A 16,432-nucleotide genomic window follows, 5' to 3' on the forward strand; every position below is an offset into this window, starting at 1 on the left:
TGCGGACCCTCCTGCGGCGCTGCTCCATTGAACTGTCTTCCTCCCATGAGCTCAGGCGGTAGCTCCTTGGCCAGCAGAGCTGCCCCGCCCTTGCAGAGATTGACCAGTCGCACCTGGTTGCGCCAGCGACGCTTGAGCACGGCCGCCCGGCTGAAATCCGCCTGCCACCGCTCCAGTTCGGCCTCCAGCTCCGCCGCTTGGGGCGGCGGCTGGAAGCGATTCACTAACTCGGCCAATCCCTGGGTCAAGGAGCCATAGCAGATCCAGATCCGAGCGTTTATGCCGGCCGGCTCAGCCGGTCGCTGCTCCAGTTCCTGCAGCGAAGGGGCCCCTGCCGCCTGCGGGACAGCCACGCCACTGCCGGGCAATCCGTAAAGCCACAGTGAGTTGTGTTCGGCGGCAGAACCGCCGTCGTGCATGGAAGCCATCGGCTGATGGAGGCAACGGCAAAGGAGACCTGCACGTGTTGCCACAGATAGTCATATCGTAATTGAGCTGCCCTGGTCAGCAGAATGGGCGCATGCGCTGAACGTCACAGATGCTGAAGGAAACCCTTCTGGAAAGCCTGCGGCGCTTCCCCGGCGATCCCGTGATGATCCAGCGGTTAGGGCATGAGCTCGAAACCAGTTCTGAGTGGCAATTGATGCTGGACGTGCTGGAGCAGCAGCTGCCCCACGTCAAATCAGGCACTTCGGGAGAAGCGCAGGTCACCTACCTCCTGGCCAAGGCGTCGGTTGAGCTCGGTATCGAGCGGCGGGCCTTGGCCTTGATCGGCCGTTCCCTGCTGATCCGACCAGACTTCGCCTTCAGCCATCACATCAAGGGCCGAGCTCTGGCTGGAATGCAGCGGTTTGAAGAGGCGATTGCCGCCCAGCAGCGCTGTGTGCAGCTGGCTCCCGATTTTTGTTGGGGGTGGTTTGAACTCGGCCATCTGCAACGGCACCAGGGCAAGCTCAGTGCTGCCTCCGGTAGCTTGAAGCGGGCGCTCGAGCTGCAGCCGGTCCAGGCTCGCCACCACCACAACCTGATCCGAGAGGCGCTGGAGGAAGTTAGGGCGCAGCTTGGGCAACAGGAGCGACAGGAGGCGGCGCTCTCCCTCTGGCCAGACCGGCCCGTGCCACAGCAGGGCGAACGGCTCTCGAGCCTCGATGAGCTGGAGCTGCAGCTGGAGCAGTTCAATTTGTTTCTCAATCGACAGGAACCGAACCGACAGGAACCGAACCGACAGGAACCCAACCCGAATCGAACGGCTTAGTCCAGGCCTGGGATAGCCAGTTCACGGGGGCGGCCATCGGGATGACCGGCGCTGCAGGCTGCCGGCCACCAAGGGCCTGGACCGGCCAACTGCTGGGGCCAGCGCTGCCGCAACAGGTTCAAACCAGCGTGGCGCGTGGGCTGATCATCGCCGCGGCTCCGCCGACTGCTGCCCTCGGCATGCATCAATACCGCCTCGGGGCAGAGCACCTGGCGAAAGCCGCGGGCCCCCAGCCGCAGCCCGAAGTCCACATCGTTTCCCTCCACCGGCAGGGCCGGGTCGAAGCCGCCGGCCTCGAGGAAGAGGAGGCGTCGCACCATCAAGCAGGCTCCCGTCAGGGCCGGCCAGGCGGTGAGGAAGGAGCTGCGGCCCCGGTGAACGCCATGGCCGGGAGGGAGGTTGCGATAGGGATGGGCGCAGCCATCTCCGCCCAATCCGGGCACGATGCCGGCATGTTGGATCGTTCCCTGCGGGGTGAGAAGCAGGGCGCCGGCGGTTGCCACCACCGGACGCAGGGCCTGGGCCGCCAGGCTTTCCAGCCAACTGCCGTTGCGCCCCGAAGCTGCGCACAGCTGCACATCGTTGTTTAGGAACAGCAGCAGCTCGCCCCTGGCCTCAAGCGCGGCGCGGTTGTTTAGCAGGCTCCAATTGAACGGACCATCCCCATCCAGCCAGGTCCCCCGTAGGCCTGGCTGCTCTCCCCAGCGGCGCTGCAGGTCTGCACTGGCCTGCAACCTGGAGCCGTTGTCCACAACCCACAGCGCCAGGTTGATGCGTGAGTTGGAAGAGCGCAGCAGCCCATCGAGGCAGGCGGCCAGCAGATCGGGGCGGTCGCGACTGGGCACGATCACGCTCACCAGCGGTGGCCCGGGCGGCAGGGCCCAGCTGAAGCGGAAGCCGGTCTGCTCCGGCTGCCCCGGCAACTCCTGCGGGATCACTTGCGGGATGACGGCGGTAACGGCCTCGCCTAAGTGGTGCAGATGGTGATGGAGTTGGTTGGCGCGTAGGTGGGGATCTGGGCAGCCGGCACCGCCGCAGCGGTGCACCAGGATCCGTGGCAGTGCCAGTAGTTGGGGCCGCGCTGCCAGGGCCTGCAGCTGCCAGCTGAAGCGAGCCGAGGGATCGTTGCGCGCGGGTGGTGGGGGCAGGCCGGCGCCATGTAGCCAGTCGCGGCGCCACAGGCTGAAACTGTCGAGCCAGGGGGTGCTCCAGAACGCCTCCGGCTGCCAGCCGGGTTTGAACCAGGGATCGTGTCGTTCGTCGTGCCCGTTCAGTCGGTCTTCATCGGCGTAGATGCCATCGGGCGGGGCTTCGCCCGCCGCCGCCCGGAGCAGCAGTTGCTCGGCCACCCAGGCGAGGGCCCCGTCTCGCAGGCGGGCGTCGGCAGCGAGCAGCAGGTGCCAGGCTTCCAGCAGCGAATCAGCCGAGGTTGTCGCAGAGGCTGAGCCCCTAGGCAGGGGCGGCTCCAGCTGCTGACACCAGTGGCGATAGGCAGCTGGCCCCAGGCCATCGGCCAGGCGCTCGCCGGCGAAGGCGACGCGGCCGGCGAGGCGTTGCTGACGCTGGGCAATCCAGGGCTGTTGGGGCAAGGCTGCCGCTGCTGCGGCCATCGCTACAGCGGCGCCCGGCCAGTCAGCCTGCTCCTCCAGGAGTTCGGCCAGGGCAAAGGAGTTCCAGCCGATGCCCGGATCACAGGCCACACTTTCGCGCTGCAGGCGGATCGCGTCTTGACACCGCCCTTGCTGCTGGCGCACGCGTGCCAGCAGATGTAGGGCGGCCCCATGGCGGGGCTGAAGGGCCAGGCACTCCCAGAGGGCCAGCTCGGCCGCCTGCCAGCGCTGCTGCCCCAGGGCCTCTTCGCCGCGGCGATACCAGTCGTGGGGGGTGCTCGGCAGGGTTCGGGCCACAGTGGTAGCGGTTGCCTTACTTCAGTGTCTCCCCTGGTGGTGAATCTGTGGGGCCACCTCGGCGGTGGATTCGGGCTGGGGGAGGGGGCGCTCTGCACGGCGAGGGCCCTCGCCGCCGCCGGGCTCACGGTGCAGCTGCGCGATCTGCCTTTGGCCAGCCATCCCGGCACTGCCCCGATCCAGGCTGCGGCCGAACCAATCCTTCCGGCTGCGATCGATCTGCTCCACACCAACCCCAATGTTTTGCGCCAGACCGATGGCCTGGCGGCGCAGCTGCAACTGGAGGCACCGCTGCGCATCGGCTATTGGGCCTGGGAGCTGGAGGCTTTCCCGGATGGCTGGGAGGTGGGTTTCAGCGGACTCGACCAGCTGTGGTGCCCTTCTCCTTTCTGCGCTACGGCCTTGGGGCAGCGCAGCCCAGTGCCGGTGACGGCCCTGCCCCATCTGATCGACTGGAGGCGAGCTGATCGGCTGGCCCAGCAGCGGGCCGGGCTGGGCCGCAGTGGTGACTCAGGGCGTCGTTGGCCCTTCACGGTGCTGTTTGCCTTCGATTTCTGGAGCACCCGCGCCCGCAAAAATCCCGATGGGGTGATCGAGGCCTTTCTGGCCGCCTTCCCCCCCGGAGGCAGCGTGGCGGCGCGGCTGGTGCTCAAGCTGGGCAGTGCCGGGCAGTTTCCGGAGGCCACCGCCGAGCTGGCCGAACGCTGCGCCGGCGATCCCCGCCTGCAGCTGATCACGAGCCATCTATCTACGGATGAATTCGACGCCCTTTACGTCCAGGCCGATGTGGTGCTGAGCCTGCATCGCGCCGAGGGATTTGGGCTGCTGCTGGCGGAGGCCATGGCCGCCGGCATCCCGACAGTGGCGAGTGGCTATGGCGGCAACCTCTGCTTCATGCCCCCGGGCAGCGCCGAGTTGGTGCCTTGTCGCCGGTTTCCGATTCAGCGCACTGAGGGCGACTACCGAGCTGGCTGGTGCTGGGGCGAACCGGATCTAGATGGGGCGGCGGCCGCCCTGCGCCGCCTGGCAGACCATCCCGCCCAGGCGGCCCAGCTGGCGGCTGCGGGTCGGCGGGCGGTGCGGGAGGCTCTGGATCCTGCGGGTCTGGCGGCAGTGGTGGCGGAACGGATCGGCAGCTTGCTGCGCTGGGGCGGGCGGGCCGAACTGCTGGCTGCCCTACCGCAGCAGCACTCGCTGCGCCGGCTTCAATAACCGGGCTCTTCGGGGCGGACTGGGCTGAAGCGCTCGAGCCGCAGCCGCAGCGGCTCTGACCAGGGGGTGTCGATTGCTCCCAGCAGGCTGCGGGTGCCCTCCAGATCAAGTCGGCTGAGGCGCCGGATGCACACCAGGGCCCGCACCGTTGGATCGGCGGCGCCGACGGCGCACAGCCATTCCGCCAGTTCGGGAGCCAGGCCGGAGCTGGCGGCCGCGCAGGCGCCTAGCTGCCAGCCGGGCTGCTGGGCTGCGGCCAGCTGCTGCAAGCGCCGCAACCCCCGCTCGGGATCGATGCTCACCAGCACCTCCAGGAGGTTGCGCACGGTGAGCGGGCTATCGCTTCCCCAAGCAAGTGCCTGCTCATAGGCCGCGGCGGCGGTCTCAGGCCGCTGCCGGCCGCGGCGGGCATCGCCGAGTTTGTGAGGGGTCCAGAAGCTGCGGCTGCCTGCTGCCAGCGCCTGCTCCAAGGTGTCCTCACAGTCTGCGAAGCGGCCTTGCATCAGCAACACATAGGCGAGCAGGTCGAGTTGCTCAGCAGAGGCGGCGCCGAGTAGGAGCAGGCGCCGCAGGGCCCCCTCCGCCACCAGCCAGTCGTTGGCGGCGAGCGCCTGGCGCAGCACTTCAGACCAGCTAGATGCGGGCTCCATCACTGGCTCCATCACGGGCTCCAGCCCTGGGGGCTTGTCGCTTCGCTGCGGGCCACGGCTTCGCGGGCTACGGCATCGAGGAGATCGATCTGGGCACCAACGCAGCGGCGATGGTCAAAGTGGCTGGCGATATGCCGGCGGGCACCGAGGCGCAGGGGTGCAGCGATCTCCGTAGCGGTAAGCAGGGTGAGCAAGGTTTGCAGCAGGGCGGCGGGATCGTCGGCGGGCACCAACCGGCCGCTCACTCCATCGATAACCAGCTCCTCCACCCCGGCGTCGGCGCAGGCCACCACAGGAGCGCCGCAGGCCATCGCCTCCAGCAGGCTCCAGCTGGGTACGTAGGGCCGGCTGAGATAGGCATGCACCCGGCTGATGCGAAACAGATTGCGCAGCTGATCCGGTGGCAGCAGGCCGGGGGTGTGCAGACGGCTGCGGTCAATTCCCTCGCCCAGGCCCGCCAGCAAGTGTTGGAGCCAGCTGCCTTCAGCCGCGGGGGGGCTGCCGTAGCAGCCCCGGTCGCAGGCGCCGGCGAGCACCACCTGCAGCTGGGGCAGGCGCTGCTGCAGTGCCGGCAGCACGGCGAGCAGGCGATCGAGGCCCCGCAGGGGCTCCAAACTGCGGGCCGCAAAGCTGAGCACCAGGGACTCCGACCCGAAGCTGACGCCATTGGAGAGCTGCAAGCGGGCCAGCGGATCCGGCGCATAAAGCTGCAGATCCACCCCTTCATGCAGCACCTTCAGCCTGGGCTGCAGCCAGGGGGGATGGCTATCCCGCTGAAAGCGGCTGGCGGTGATGCCCACTGTCATGCGGCGGATCGCCACGGCGTCCGCCCACTGCTGGATCTGCCGGCCCCCTGCCGCAGTGCGATCACCGCCGAGCAGGGGCGAGGTGAGATCTAGTTCGAGCATCGCCACCAGGGGGACGGCGGGGAAGAGATCGTCGAGGAGCAGCGCATCTCCCCAAAAGCAATGGGCGAGCACCACATCGGGGCGCCAGCCAGTTGCCGCCAGTGGGCTGAGGGCGGCAACCACCCGCCGCGCCTGCTGCCAGGGAGCCAGTAGACGCCTGGCGGGATCGGGGTGGCGCAACTCGGCGTTGACATCGCCTCCGCAGGCCAGCCAGCGGAAGCGCCCGGCTGGGCCGGCGGCACTGCTGCTCGCTTTGCTGCTCACAGCCACTACGTCATCGCCGCGCCGCACCAGGGCGGGGGCGAGATGGCGAAACTGCCCTGGGAAATTTTGGTGCAGCAGCAGCACCCGCACAAAACTTCTCAGCGGATCGTGCGCAGGGCGCGGGCACCGCCGCTGAACTGGTTGAACCAGAGCTCGAGGATGCTGGCCTTGTCGAGTTTGAGGTTGGCGGTGAGGGCCATGCCGGCCTGAAGCTCAAAGCGCTGGCCGTTTGCCTCGAGATACTGGCGGGCCAGTTTGAGTTTCACCGGGAAGCGCGGCACCTTCAGCTCGCTGGTCTCGTCTGGGGGTAGGGCATCGGTGCCGATCGAGATCACCTCGGCAGGGAGCCAGCCGTACTTGTCGCGGCGATAGGCGGGGAATTCGAGCTCGGCGCTCTGGCCGGGCCTAACAAAGGCAAGATCGGCGTCAGGCATGTCCACCCGGGCTTGGAGGTTGTCGATCGGCACCACCTTGAGCAGGGGTGCAGCGCCGATCGCCACCTGGCCGCGCTTGGCACTGAGATCGAGGATGGTTCCTTTGAAGGGGGCCTTGAGCACGATCTGGCGCAGGCGGCTGCGGGTGGCCACCAGGCTGGCGCGGCTGGCGGAGAGTTCGCTTCCTACGAGCGCCTCCTTCTGGGCCGATTCAGCCTGCAGTTTTTGGATTTCGGCCCGGGTGGAGCTGATGCGGGCATTCAGCTCGGCGCGGTTCTTTTCGCTGTCGAGCACGCTGAGCTGGCCGTAGCCGCCCTCCTGGGCGAGGGGGCGCAGTTGGGCTAGTTGGGCATCGGTGATCCTGAGCTGCTGCTGGGCGCCAACGAGCCTGGCCCGGGCCTCGGCAATCGCTGCCCGCAGCCGCTGCACTTCGGCCAGGGAGGTAGCCACCAGCGAACGCTGCTTGTCCACCATTGAGGAGGCCTCGGCCTGGAGGGTTTCGGTGTCGAGCACCACGAGGGGTTGGCCGGCGTTTACCAGCTGGTTTTCCTTGACCAACACCTGGCTGATCACCCCCTGCTCGGGGGGGGAGACCTCCTGGGTGGAGCGCAGGGTCTGCAGCCGGCCAGCTACGGGCACGACACGGTCCACCTTGATCAGGGCGGCGGCGCCGATCAGAAACAGCACCAGCACCGAGAGGCTGGAGCCGATCACCATGGGCATCCAGGAGGGGGGGCGGCTTTCGAGGCGCAGGTCGTCTGAGGCGAAGCCGGTGTCTTCGAGGCTTCTCACCCCATCGTTGGGCTGGCGTAGGGCGGTGCGATTGGCTAGGGCCCGGTTGTTGGCTGGTGGGGGGGTCATGGGTGGCTCATCGGTGGGTTCTCATCGGGAAGACTCCGCGGCAATGCCCACCTGCTGGTAGTAGAGGGTGGCGTAGGACCCACCCAGGCGGATCAGCTCGCCATGGCGGCCATCCTCAATGATGCGGCCGCCTTCCATAAACAGGATGCGATCGGCATCGCCCAGGGTGGTGAGGCGGTGGGTGATAAACAGCACGGTGCGGCCTCGGAAGCGCTGCCTGAGATTGGCGAAAACCTGGCGCTCCGTCTCGGCGTCGAGGGCTGAGGTGGCTTCATCGAGGATCAGCAGGGAGGGGTTTTGCAGCACCATGCGTGCCAGGCAGAGGCGCTGGCGTTGGCCACCGCTGACCCCCGCTCCCCGCTCGCCGAGGCGGGTGGCATAGCCATTGGGGAGGGTGCGGATGAAGTCGTGGGCGGCGGCCACGGTGGTGGCGGCAATCACCGCCTCCATATCAGCATCGGGGCTGTTGAGGCGCAGGTTTTCGAGCACGGTGCCCTCAAACAGCAGGCCGTCCTGGGGCACGTAGCCCACCTGGGCGCGCAGGCTGGCGAGTTGTACCTTCTCCACATCATTGCCATCGAGCAGCACAGTGCCCTTCTGGGGTAGGTAGAGCCGATCAATCAGCTGCACCAAGGTGCTCTTGCCACTGCCGCTGAGGCCCACAATCCCCACAAACTGGCCGGCCTTGATGCTGAGGTCGAGGCCATCGAGCAGGTAGGGGGTGCGGGGGCCATAGCGGAACGACACCCGCTCAAAGTGCAGGTCGCCGCGCAGGGGCGGCAGAGGCGGCTGCTGCTGGTCGGAGCTGCTGGCTTCCGGCAGGGTTTCCATCACCTGGCTGAGGGCCGCCAGGGATAGGCGCAGTTCCTGCACCCCCTGCCACAGGCTGCCCAGCCGCACGAACGAACTGACGACCCGGTTGGAAAGGATGCGGATGGCGAAGAAGCCGCCGATACTGAGCTGGTTGGTGAGCATTAGGCCTGATCCCACGCCGATCAGCACCACGTCTGCCAGGCCACCGATGGTCCGGCCCGCTTGGCCCAGCAGGGTGGAGAGGCGGGTGAGGCGGAAGCGGGAATTGGTGTAGCGGCGGTAGCGATCGAGCCAGCGCCAGCGGGCCTCCACCTCGAAGTTTTGGCTCTTAACCGTGCGCATGCCGGAGAGCAGCTCCACCAAAAAGGAATTGGCAGCCGCCAAGGAGCGATTGCTGATCTGCAGGTTGCGCTCGATCAGGGGCGCTCCAGAGAGGTTGAGCCCGATCAGTAGGGGCACCACCGCCAAGGTGATCAGGGTGAGGGTAGGGCTGATGAAGAAGAGCACCACAAACACCAGCAGGCCGAGGGTGAGATCGAGGCCAGCGCCCAGCACCTGCTCCACGACAAAGCGGCGAATCGCATAGAGCTGGTTGACGTTATAGAGAATCGCCCCCACCTGGCGGCTCTCGAAATAGGGCAGGGGCAAACGCAGCAGATGTTCCACCACCGACGAGCCCATGCGCACGTCAACGCGATCGGAAAGATCGGCGGTGACCAAGGCGCGCAGGCCGCCGATCACGCCGTTCACCAGGGTGGCCACCACCAGCAGCACCAGGATTGGCGCCAGTAGGGAGGGGTTGTTGCGGGCTATCACCGCGTCCAGCACCACCATGAAGCTGAGGGGCAGCACCAGGTCGAGGATCTGGGAGATGAAACCGGTCAGCACCACCATCGTCACCATGCCGGGATAGCGGCCGAAGGCACTGACAAACCAACCCAGGCCCACCTTTTCGACGTCGTTGCGGCCGGTGCGGCCCTCGCGCACCACCAGCACATCGAGGCCATCGGGGCAGCGCTGCTCGAGCTGGGCCAGGCCGAGTCGCACCGGGCCTCGGCGGGGATCGCTGATCAACACACCGCTGCCCCGGCCGGCCACCAGCAGCAGCACGAACTGGCCCTCGAGGTCGAGCACCGCTGGCGGCTCCAGCCGGGCCAGCTCCCAAGCCCGCGCCCGCAGCGGCCGGGTGTCAAAGCCAAGCGCCTCCAGCTGTAGACCAACCTGGGGCAGCTTCAGTGCTCCTAGCCGCTCCTCCACATCGCGCAGGGTGCGCATCAGCTGATCGCTGGAAACCACCAGCTCTCGGGCTTGGCAGAGCTGCTGAATGCAGAAGTAAGCCTGCTGCACTCGATCGGCGGCCGGGTTGGTGGCACCGCTGCTGCCGTCGGAGCGCCGGCGGCTCTCAACGAAGCCCAGCTCGATTGGATCGCTCGCCCCAAGGCTGGCCACCGCCGCCACGGGCACCATCGCAGCAGGAGCTGCTGTGGAGGGAGATGCGCTGGTGTTCAGGGCTGCTTCAGGGATGGCCACCACCCGGGGCGGCAGCTGGTTCACCAGCTCGCGCCAACCTTCGGAATCGGACTGCAGCTGGTCTCCCGGCAGCAGCCCATCGGGCTGGCGGGGGCCGCTGTAAAGCAGCAGGTGGCCGGGGGGCAGGCTGTCTTCGGGGCCGAGCAGCAAGGCCTCTGCCAGCAGAAGCTCAAGCTGCTGCTTGGGCTGGGCGGGCCGCTGGCCTTGGGCCCGCCACCAAACCTCCATCAGGCTTGCTAGCTCTTCCAGGCAAGGGCTGCCTGCTACTGCTTGGCGCAGCTCGGGCTCCTGTTGCAGCAGCCGTAGGGCCGGCAGGGCTGGCAATACCAGCAAAGTTGATGGCTGGGAGGCCACCAGGCCCAGTTCCGGTTCTCCCCGCCACAGCGAAGACCAGCCCAACCAGCTGCCGGGGCTGGCCAGGCCCAGGCTCAGCGGAGGCTCGCCCGGCCTGAGCTGCAGCCGCCGCAGCCGCCCTTCCAGCAGCAGCGCCGCTCCGGGGGGCAGCTGGCCGGCGCGCTGGAAGGGCTGTCCCACGCCGAGCTGCTGGATGGAGGCTTCCGCCGCCAAGCGGTTGATCAGCTGGTCGGGGAGGTTGGTGAGGGCTGCTGAACCTCGCAGAAGCTGTTCAAATCGCATCAGCTGGCCACCTCCGAGGGGGCCGCCAACTGAATCAGCCGATCGCGCAGCAGCAGTAGCTGCTCGCGCTGCCAGCGGTTGCGGCACTCGTCCAGCAGCTGGCCACGCACTTGCTCGTCTAGCCGACCGGCCTGCAGGGAATCGACCCGGATCAGGTGCACTACGCCATTGACATCGAGGGGAGGAATCAGTTCGCCGGGTTGGTATCGGCGCACGACGCGCATCAGCAGGGGATTGAGCCGGTTTACCGGCACGGGACCCACCACACCGCGCCGCAGGCGGTCGGCCTCATCGCCATGGCGCTCAACCAGCTCAGGGAATGTGAATTCGCCTTCCTGCAACTGGAAGAAAAGCTCGGTGGCCAGATCCGGATCACGCACCCGCACCATGGTGAGCACCACCTGGTCGAAATCGCCGCGCCGCTGCAGAAAGAGGCCGGGCAACTCCTGGCTCCAGATCCAGTGGCTGGCGCGGGCCAGGCCGTTTTCGAAGGCGACCAGCTGCTCCAGCTCGACTAGGGAGAGGCCGCGGGCGCGGCGCCATATCTCCAGCTCTTCGAGGGAGTCCAAGCCGCAGCGGCGGGCATAGACCAGCAGCTGGGTGTGGTTGTCTTCTAAGGGCGGCAAGGAGGGGTCTTTGCCTGCCTCCGGTGGCAGCTCGACGCCGGCCAGCTCCTCCAGCAGGCGTCTTTGACACCAGGCGCTGAGTAGCTCATGGCGGGCCAGCAGGCGCACGCTTTGTTGATCTGGTAGCGGCAACGTGGCGCCCAGATTGCGTAGGTGGAGCGGAATCAGCGCGCTCACGGGGTTCCACTGCCGGCGAGTTCGCGGTAGACCAATGCCGCCTGTTGATACTCGCCTCGCCGCTCCAGCAGTTCAGCCAGGCGGCGGTTGAGGCCGGGATCGCGCAGTTTGCCGCGCAGGTGCTGGAGCAGTTCGATGGCAGAGGGATCGTCGCCCATTTCCTCCAGGCATGTTGCCGCTGTCACCAATTTGTCGGGCTGGAGGTGGTCGGGCTTGATGCGAAAGATACGAAGCACCAGCTGGGCCGCTTCGATGCTGCGGCCCAGCTGGCTTTGGGCGACGGCGAGGTTGGTTAGCGCCGCCAAAGATTCCGGGGATCCCTGGCGGGTGTGCTTCAACGAATTCTCAAGCAGGGGCACGGCTTCTTGCAGCCGGCCGCCCTTAAGCAGCAGGCCGCCCAGATTGACCAGGCTGCGGTAGTGGCCTGAATCCAGCTTCAGCGCCTCCCGAAAGGCCCGCTCCGCTTCTTCCGGGCGGTTTTGCAGCAGCTGACACATCCCGAACAGGCCAAAGAAATCAGCCCCGCGGTTGCCGGCCGTGATCAACTGCCTCAACTCCTGTTCCACTGCGGCTGCATTGGCGCTGCTGAGCTTTTCGCGCAGCGCCACCAGTCGCTCTGCCGGCCCGGCCACCGTCGTGGGGGCTACCGGCGCTAAGGGCTGCTGCTGGGAGGGCTGGCCGAGCATGGGCTGACCAGAGGTGCGATCCGGCAGGGCCAGCTGGTGTGATGCACCCCATTGGGCATTTGCAGGATCAGTCTTGCCTCGCAACAACACATAGGCTTGGCGATAGAAGGCAACGGCCAGTTCGGGACGTCCCTGGTTGTTGAGTTCTTCGGCGTAGACAAATTGTTGTTCAGGGCCCAGTTGCTGGCCCATGGAGGGTCCGGGGCCTACTGGTCGCGCCAGTTCGGGTTCGGGTCGCGCCGATGAGGTAGAGGGATAGGTAGCGGCAGCTTGGCCACTGATAGAACGGAGTAGCCAAGAGCGCAGACCCACCAACACCTCTTTGCCCGACTGGGTCATGGTGACACGGGTTTCAATCGTAATTCCTTTCCGCGATGCTGCCGCATGGTTGCCGGCCTGCCTCGACTCCCTCGCCCAACAAGAGGAGGGCAACTGGGAATTGCTGGCCGTAGATGATGGCAGCAAGGACCACTCGGCAGCACTTGTGGGCGAGTGGGCGGCAAGCCAACGCCAGTCCGTGCGGCTGCTCCGTCTGCCGGGCTTGGGGGTGGCCAGCGCTCGCAACTGCGGCTGGGCTGCCGCCCGCTCTCCCCTGGTGGCCTTTCTCGATGCCGATGACATCGCCCTACCTGGCCGACTCGAGCGGCAGGCCGCTCGCTTCGACGCCGATCCCGGGCTGCAGCATTTGCTATGCGGCTGGCGGCGCCTGAATACCGCCGGCACCCCCCTCCATGACGTTTGCCCCTGGCAGGAAGGCGCAAACTTTGATTTGGAAGCTGCCTTTGAACACAAGGCCGTGCTACCCAGCGCCTGGATGCTGCGGCGTCACCTACTGGAGCGTCATGGCGGCTTCGACCCATCGTTGCGCCATGCAGAAGATGTGGACTTGTTGCTGCGGCTGGCCGCCGCTGGCGAGCGCGGCGGCTGGCTGGAGCAGGTGCTCTGTGGATATCGGGTGCACGGCCGCGCTGCCAGCCGTCAGGCCGCCGATCAGGCCCATGGCTTGCTGTGGGTGGTGAATCGCCGGCTGGCGGCGCTGCCGGCTGGTCATCCGCTGCTCTTCAAGCGCCAAAACTTGCTTTTCAACACCAGGGCTTGGGCGGGCTGGCAGGCCTGGCACGAATGCCAGCCAGACCTAGCCCTTGAACTGTGGCGCACCGCCTGGGGAAGCCGCAGCGGCGGAGACGCCCACACCTGGCTGCACCTGGCCGAAAACGTTGCCCGCAGCTGCGAGCGCATCGGCGTTGAGCTCTCTGCCGAAGAGCTGCTCAACGACCCCACCTGGCAGGCTCTGGAACGGCAGGTGGTCGTGGATCTCAGCCGCAGCGGCGTCCGCAGCGCTGCCAGGTTGCAAACCCTGGCCAAGGGGTTTAGCAGGCAGCTCGCCGCCGCCGATCTCCTCTGGCGGCCAGAGGCGCTCAGCCGCTGGTGGCAGACCCTGCCTGCGGGATCCGACCCCCTGCTTGCTCTGCGCCTACGGGTATTGGCCTGGTGCGGGGCGATGCAGCAGCCGGGTGCCAGCCAGCCCGAAAAGGGGTCATGTCTGGCTGGTGAACTTGCTTCAAAACTTGCTGCAGAACTGGCAGAGCTGTTGCGCCAGTGGGCGCTGATCAACTGGCCAGAACATGGGGAGGCGGCTCGGCAGCGGCTGCAGGAGGTCTTTGATCTGGAGCCCAGCGCCCCGCTGGCCATGGCGATCGCCCGGTTGGCGGCCGAGCGCCACCCCTGGGGTGCCAAGGCCCTAGAGCAGCTGGCCACCCGGTTGCCGGCGCCCGGCGGTGATGGGGCTGCCAACGACCGCTTTCCCCGGTTGCCGCTGCCCGTGCTGGCCGAGGCTTGCCGGGGGCCCGACTGCAGCCCCTGCGCCCTGACCCATCTGGAGCTGCTGGGCTGGCGGCGAGAGCCCCTGGTGCCGCCCGATGCCGGGGCAGCCGTTGCTTGGCTTGAGCACTGGGTGCCGCCCCAGGACGCAGGCGGCACCTGGCAGGCTGCGCCCTTTGAGCTGCAGGAGCTGGAGCATGGGCGGATCTGGTTGCGGTCGCCGAACTCCAACCCCTGGGGCACCACCCATGGGCTGGCCGTGGCTGACGGGGAGGGCCAACCCCGGCCCCTGCTGAGTCGCTGCTATCCCCAGCCATGGCCTGCATGTCCCACCCCCCCATACCGCTGCGAGCCGGCGCCAGCAGGGCCTCCCCTGATGGTGGCCGGCACGGTGCTGGCGGTGGCCGATCTCTCGGCCGAGATCCACTACCACTGGCTACTGGACAGCCTGCCACGGCTCGGATTGGCGCTGGCCCGGAGCGGAGCCGGCGGGGATTCGGGCTGGCCGGAGCACTGGCACCTTTGGCACAACGGCGGCGGCAGTGAGCGGGTGCGCCGCAGCCTGGTGGACGACCTAGGCATCCCGCCCGAGCGGCTGATCGATGCCCATCAGCATCCGGATCTAAAGGCGAAGCGGCTGCTGATCCCGCCGCCGTTGCACCCCTTTGGCTGGCCCTCACGGCGCGCGCGCGCCTGGCTGCGCCGCCGCTATCTGCGGCCGGAGCAGCGGAGTTGCCGCCGCCAGAGCAAGGGACGACGCCTTTGGCTGGTGCGCGGCGCCTCAGCCCGCCGGCCCGTGTTTGGTGAGGCGGAGCTGCTGGCCCACCTGGAGCAACAGGGGCTGGGGCTGGAGCCGCTCGTGCTGGAGGGCCTGCCGCTGGCGGAGCAGGCTGCCCAGATCGCTGACGCCGAGCTGCTGGTGCTGGCCCACGGGGCGGCGCTGGCCGGGCTGGCCTTCGCCCGACCTGGCACCCAGGTGTTAGAGCTGCATCAGCCTCGCTACGCCCCGCCCTACGGCCATGCCCTGGCCGGCTGGGGGGGACTGAAGCTGGTGCGCTGCCTGCAGCCGGCCACGCCGCCGGATCTTTACAGCCAGCTGCTGTTTGAGGCACCTATCTGCGAGCCGATCGTGCTGGATCCGGAGCGGGTGGCGACGGCGCTGCGAACGCTGGCTGCCTGCACAAGCCCGCCCAATTAAATTCAGCGCATGGCGATTGCAAAAGCCCGCTGGCTTGACACTGCTGTAGCTGCTCGGCTAGCTGGTCAGCCGGAAGCGGCCGCGTCTGCCTACCTGCGGGTACTGGAGCTCGATCCTGCTAACGAGAGCAGTCTGCGGGGCCTCTATTACCTCCAGATTGGGGAGCCGCTGCGCCGGGCTTTAGTGCCACAACTGCAGCAGCTGCTTCAAGCGGCGGCGCCCCATCCCCTGGCCCACTGCCTGCTCGCCAACTGGCTGCGTGAGGACGACAAGGCGGCGGCGCTGACCCTGAATCGCCAGGCTGCCCGCCAGGGCTTGCGGTCGCAGCGACTGGCGCCGCTGGGCAGCGCCGCCGCCGCCGCCGGTGGCTTGCCGGAGGTGGTGATCCTGGGGGCACCGAAATCTGGCACCACCTCATTGGCGGCCTATCTGGCGGGCCATCCAAGCGTGTGGCTGCATCCACTAAAGGAATTGCATTTCTTTGACAACCACTGGAGCCTGGGGGAGGTTTGGTATCGCTCCCAGTTCCCGCCTCTGCGCAGCCCCGGGCTGCTGCGGCTGGAGGCCACGCCGGACTACCTGCAGCATCCGCAGGCCCCGCAGCGCATGCACGCCCTGATGCCCGAGACGCGGCTGATCGTGCTGCTGCGCGAACCCCTCGACCGGGCCCTGAGCTGGATCCGCCATATGCGCAGCCTGATCGGCCTGCAAGGCGACAGTGAGATGTTGCTGAGGGAGGAGGCCGAGCAGCTTGAAGCGATGGGGCCAGAGGAATTGGCCGGGCTGGGTTGGTTTCGGCCCAACGCCCTCAGCGGCAGCCTCTACGACCAGCAGCTGCGGCGCTGGCTGGCGGTGTGGCCGGCCTCCCAGCTGCTGCTGCTGCGCTTCGAGGATCTGGCCCTGCACCCCGAGGTGGTGTTGCGGCGCTGTTTGGCCTTTTTAGACCTGGATATTGAGGGGCTGCCGCCGCACCGCAGCTATCAAATACACAACCGGGGTCAGCTGCCGCAGGAGCCAATTGATCCGGCGCTGGCCCGCCGTTGCCGCGAGGGGGTGCTGGCTGAAGCGCTCGAGCTGTGGACCGCCTTGTGACGGCCGACCTGCCGGGCCGCTGGGCAGGGTTCGGTCGCCGCTGGCAGGCCTGGCGGCAGCGGCACGACCGGCGCTGCTGGGCCAGCAGCTGGCAGGGCCAGGCTTTCCAGCAGGGGCGACTGAGCTTCCCGTCCCCCTGGGACGACCAGCTGCTGGAGACGCGGCTGAGCCTGCGTGTGGGCAACCACCTGGCCTATTTGCTGCGGGATGGGAAGGACCGGGACCGGCGAGCGCTGGTGTTTGCAGGGCTGGTGAGCAATGGTCACGAGCTTGAGGGGGTGTATCTGCTCAAGGAGGAGGAGTGGCTGCAGACCCCCCACGGCCGAAAGGCCGCTCCAGCGAGCCAGTTCGGCTAGGGGCAC

13 protein-coding genes are annotated in these 16,432 nt (G+C 67.6%); 5 read left to right on the plus strand and 8 right to left on the minus strand.

Annotation, left to right across the window (positions count from 1 at the left end):
* The coding region (locus AC01FP_RS12890) for a hypothetical protein (protein ID WP_474480747.1) at window positions 1-428 on the minus strand (428 nt) is incomplete at its 3' end.
* Between the two features lie 110 nt (window positions 429-538).
* On the opposite strand from AC01FP_RS12890, the gene AC01FP_RS12895 reads away from it, so the two are divergent.
* A complete protein-coding gene (locus AC01FP_RS12895; protein ID WP_474480749.1) occupies window positions 539-1,255 on the plus strand; it encodes a hypothetical protein in 717 nt (238 codons plus the stop codon).
* On the opposite strand, the gene AC01FP_RS12900 is transcribed toward AC01FP_RS12895, so the two are convergent.
* A complete protein-coding gene (locus AC01FP_RS12900; protein ID WP_474480750.1) occupies window positions 1,252-3,162 on the minus strand; it encodes a glycosyltransferase in 1,911 nt (636 codons plus the stop codon). The genes AC01FP_RS12895 and AC01FP_RS12900 overlap by 4 nt on opposite strands.
* 24 nt (window positions 3,163-3,186) lie before the next feature.
* Between AC01FP_RS12900 and AC01FP_RS12905 the strand changes: the two genes are divergently transcribed.
* A complete protein-coding gene (locus AC01FP_RS12905) occupies window positions 3,187-4,374 on the plus strand; it encodes a glycosyltransferase (RefSeq protein ID WP_474480752.1) in 1,188 nt (395 codons plus the stop codon).
* Here the strand turns inward: AC01FP_RS12905 and AC01FP_RS12910 are convergent.
* From AC01FP_RS12910 to AC01FP_RS12935, 6 genes are read right to left on the minus strand one after another with little or no spacing between them, the layout of a single operon-like run.
* Window positions 4,368-5,024 (minus strand): hypothetical protein, encoded by a 657-nt coding sequence (locus tag AC01FP_RS12910; protein WP_474480754.1) that lies wholly within the window; start codon window positions 5,022-5,024, stop codon window positions 4,368-4,370. The two genes, AC01FP_RS12905 and AC01FP_RS12910, sit on opposite strands and share 7 nt — an antisense overlap.
* Window positions 5,025-5,035: 11 nt before the next feature.
* Entirely contained in the window at window positions 5,036-6,286 is a 1,251-nt protein-coding gene (locus AC01FP_RS12915) for a glycosyltransferase (RefSeq protein WP_474480756.1), read from the minus strand.
* A gap of 8 nt (window positions 6,287-6,294) precedes the next feature.
* Complete coding sequence (locus tag AC01FP_RS12920; protein ID WP_474480757.1) at window positions 6,295-7,491, minus strand: HlyD family secretion protein; 1,197 nt, start codon at window positions 7,489-7,491, stop codon at window positions 6,295-6,297.
* Between the two features lie 21 nt (window positions 7,492-7,512).
* Window positions 7,513-10,470 (minus strand): peptidase domain-containing ABC transporter, encoded by a 2,958-nt coding sequence (locus AC01FP_RS12925; protein WP_474480759.1) that lies wholly within the window; start codon window positions 10,468-10,470, stop codon window positions 7,513-7,515.
* The gene (locus AC01FP_RS12930) at window positions 10,470-11,273 is read right to left on the minus strand and encodes a peptidylprolyl isomerase (RefSeq protein ID WP_474480760.1); all 804 of its coding nucleotides are present in this window, start codon (window positions 11,271-11,273) and stop codon (window positions 10,470-10,472) included. The genes AC01FP_RS12925 and AC01FP_RS12930 overlap by 1 nt, the downstream gene beginning before the upstream one ends.
* Entirely contained in the window at window positions 11,270-12,298 is a 1,029-nt protein-coding gene (locus AC01FP_RS12935) for a tetratricopeptide repeat protein (RefSeq protein WP_474480761.1), read from the minus strand. The genes AC01FP_RS12930 and AC01FP_RS12935 overlap by 4 nt, the downstream gene beginning before the upstream one ends.
* Between AC01FP_RS12935 and AC01FP_RS12940 the strand changes: the two genes are divergently transcribed.
* Genes AC01FP_RS12940 through AC01FP_RS12950 form a run of 3 tightly spaced genes read left to right on the plus strand, consistent with a single transcriptional unit; the run spans window position 12,297 to window position 16,426 of the window.
* The gene (locus AC01FP_RS12940; RefSeq protein WP_474480763.1) at window positions 12,297-14,978 is read left to right on the plus strand and encodes a glycosyltransferase; all 2,682 of its coding nucleotides are present in this window, start codon (window positions 12,297-12,299) and stop codon (window positions 14,976-14,978) included. The two genes, AC01FP_RS12935 and AC01FP_RS12940, sit on opposite strands and share 2 nt — an antisense overlap.
* Before the next feature lie 9 nt (window positions 14,979-14,987).
* Window positions 14,988-16,070 carry a sulfotransferase family protein gene (locus tag AC01FP_RS12945; protein WP_474480764.1) on the plus strand — a complete coding sequence of 361 codons (1,083 nt, stop codon included), beginning with the start codon at window positions 14,988-14,990 and terminating at the stop codon, window positions 16,068-16,070.
* Complete coding sequence (locus AC01FP_RS12950; protein WP_474480765.1) at window positions 16,055-16,426, plus strand: hypothetical protein; 372 nt, start codon at window positions 16,055-16,057, stop codon at window positions 16,424-16,426. The genes AC01FP_RS12945 and AC01FP_RS12950 overlap by 16 nt, the downstream gene beginning before the upstream one ends.
* Window positions 16,427-16,432: the final 6 nt, after the last annotated feature.

The organism is Cyanobium sp. NIVA-CYA 375 (assembly GCF_056108345.1).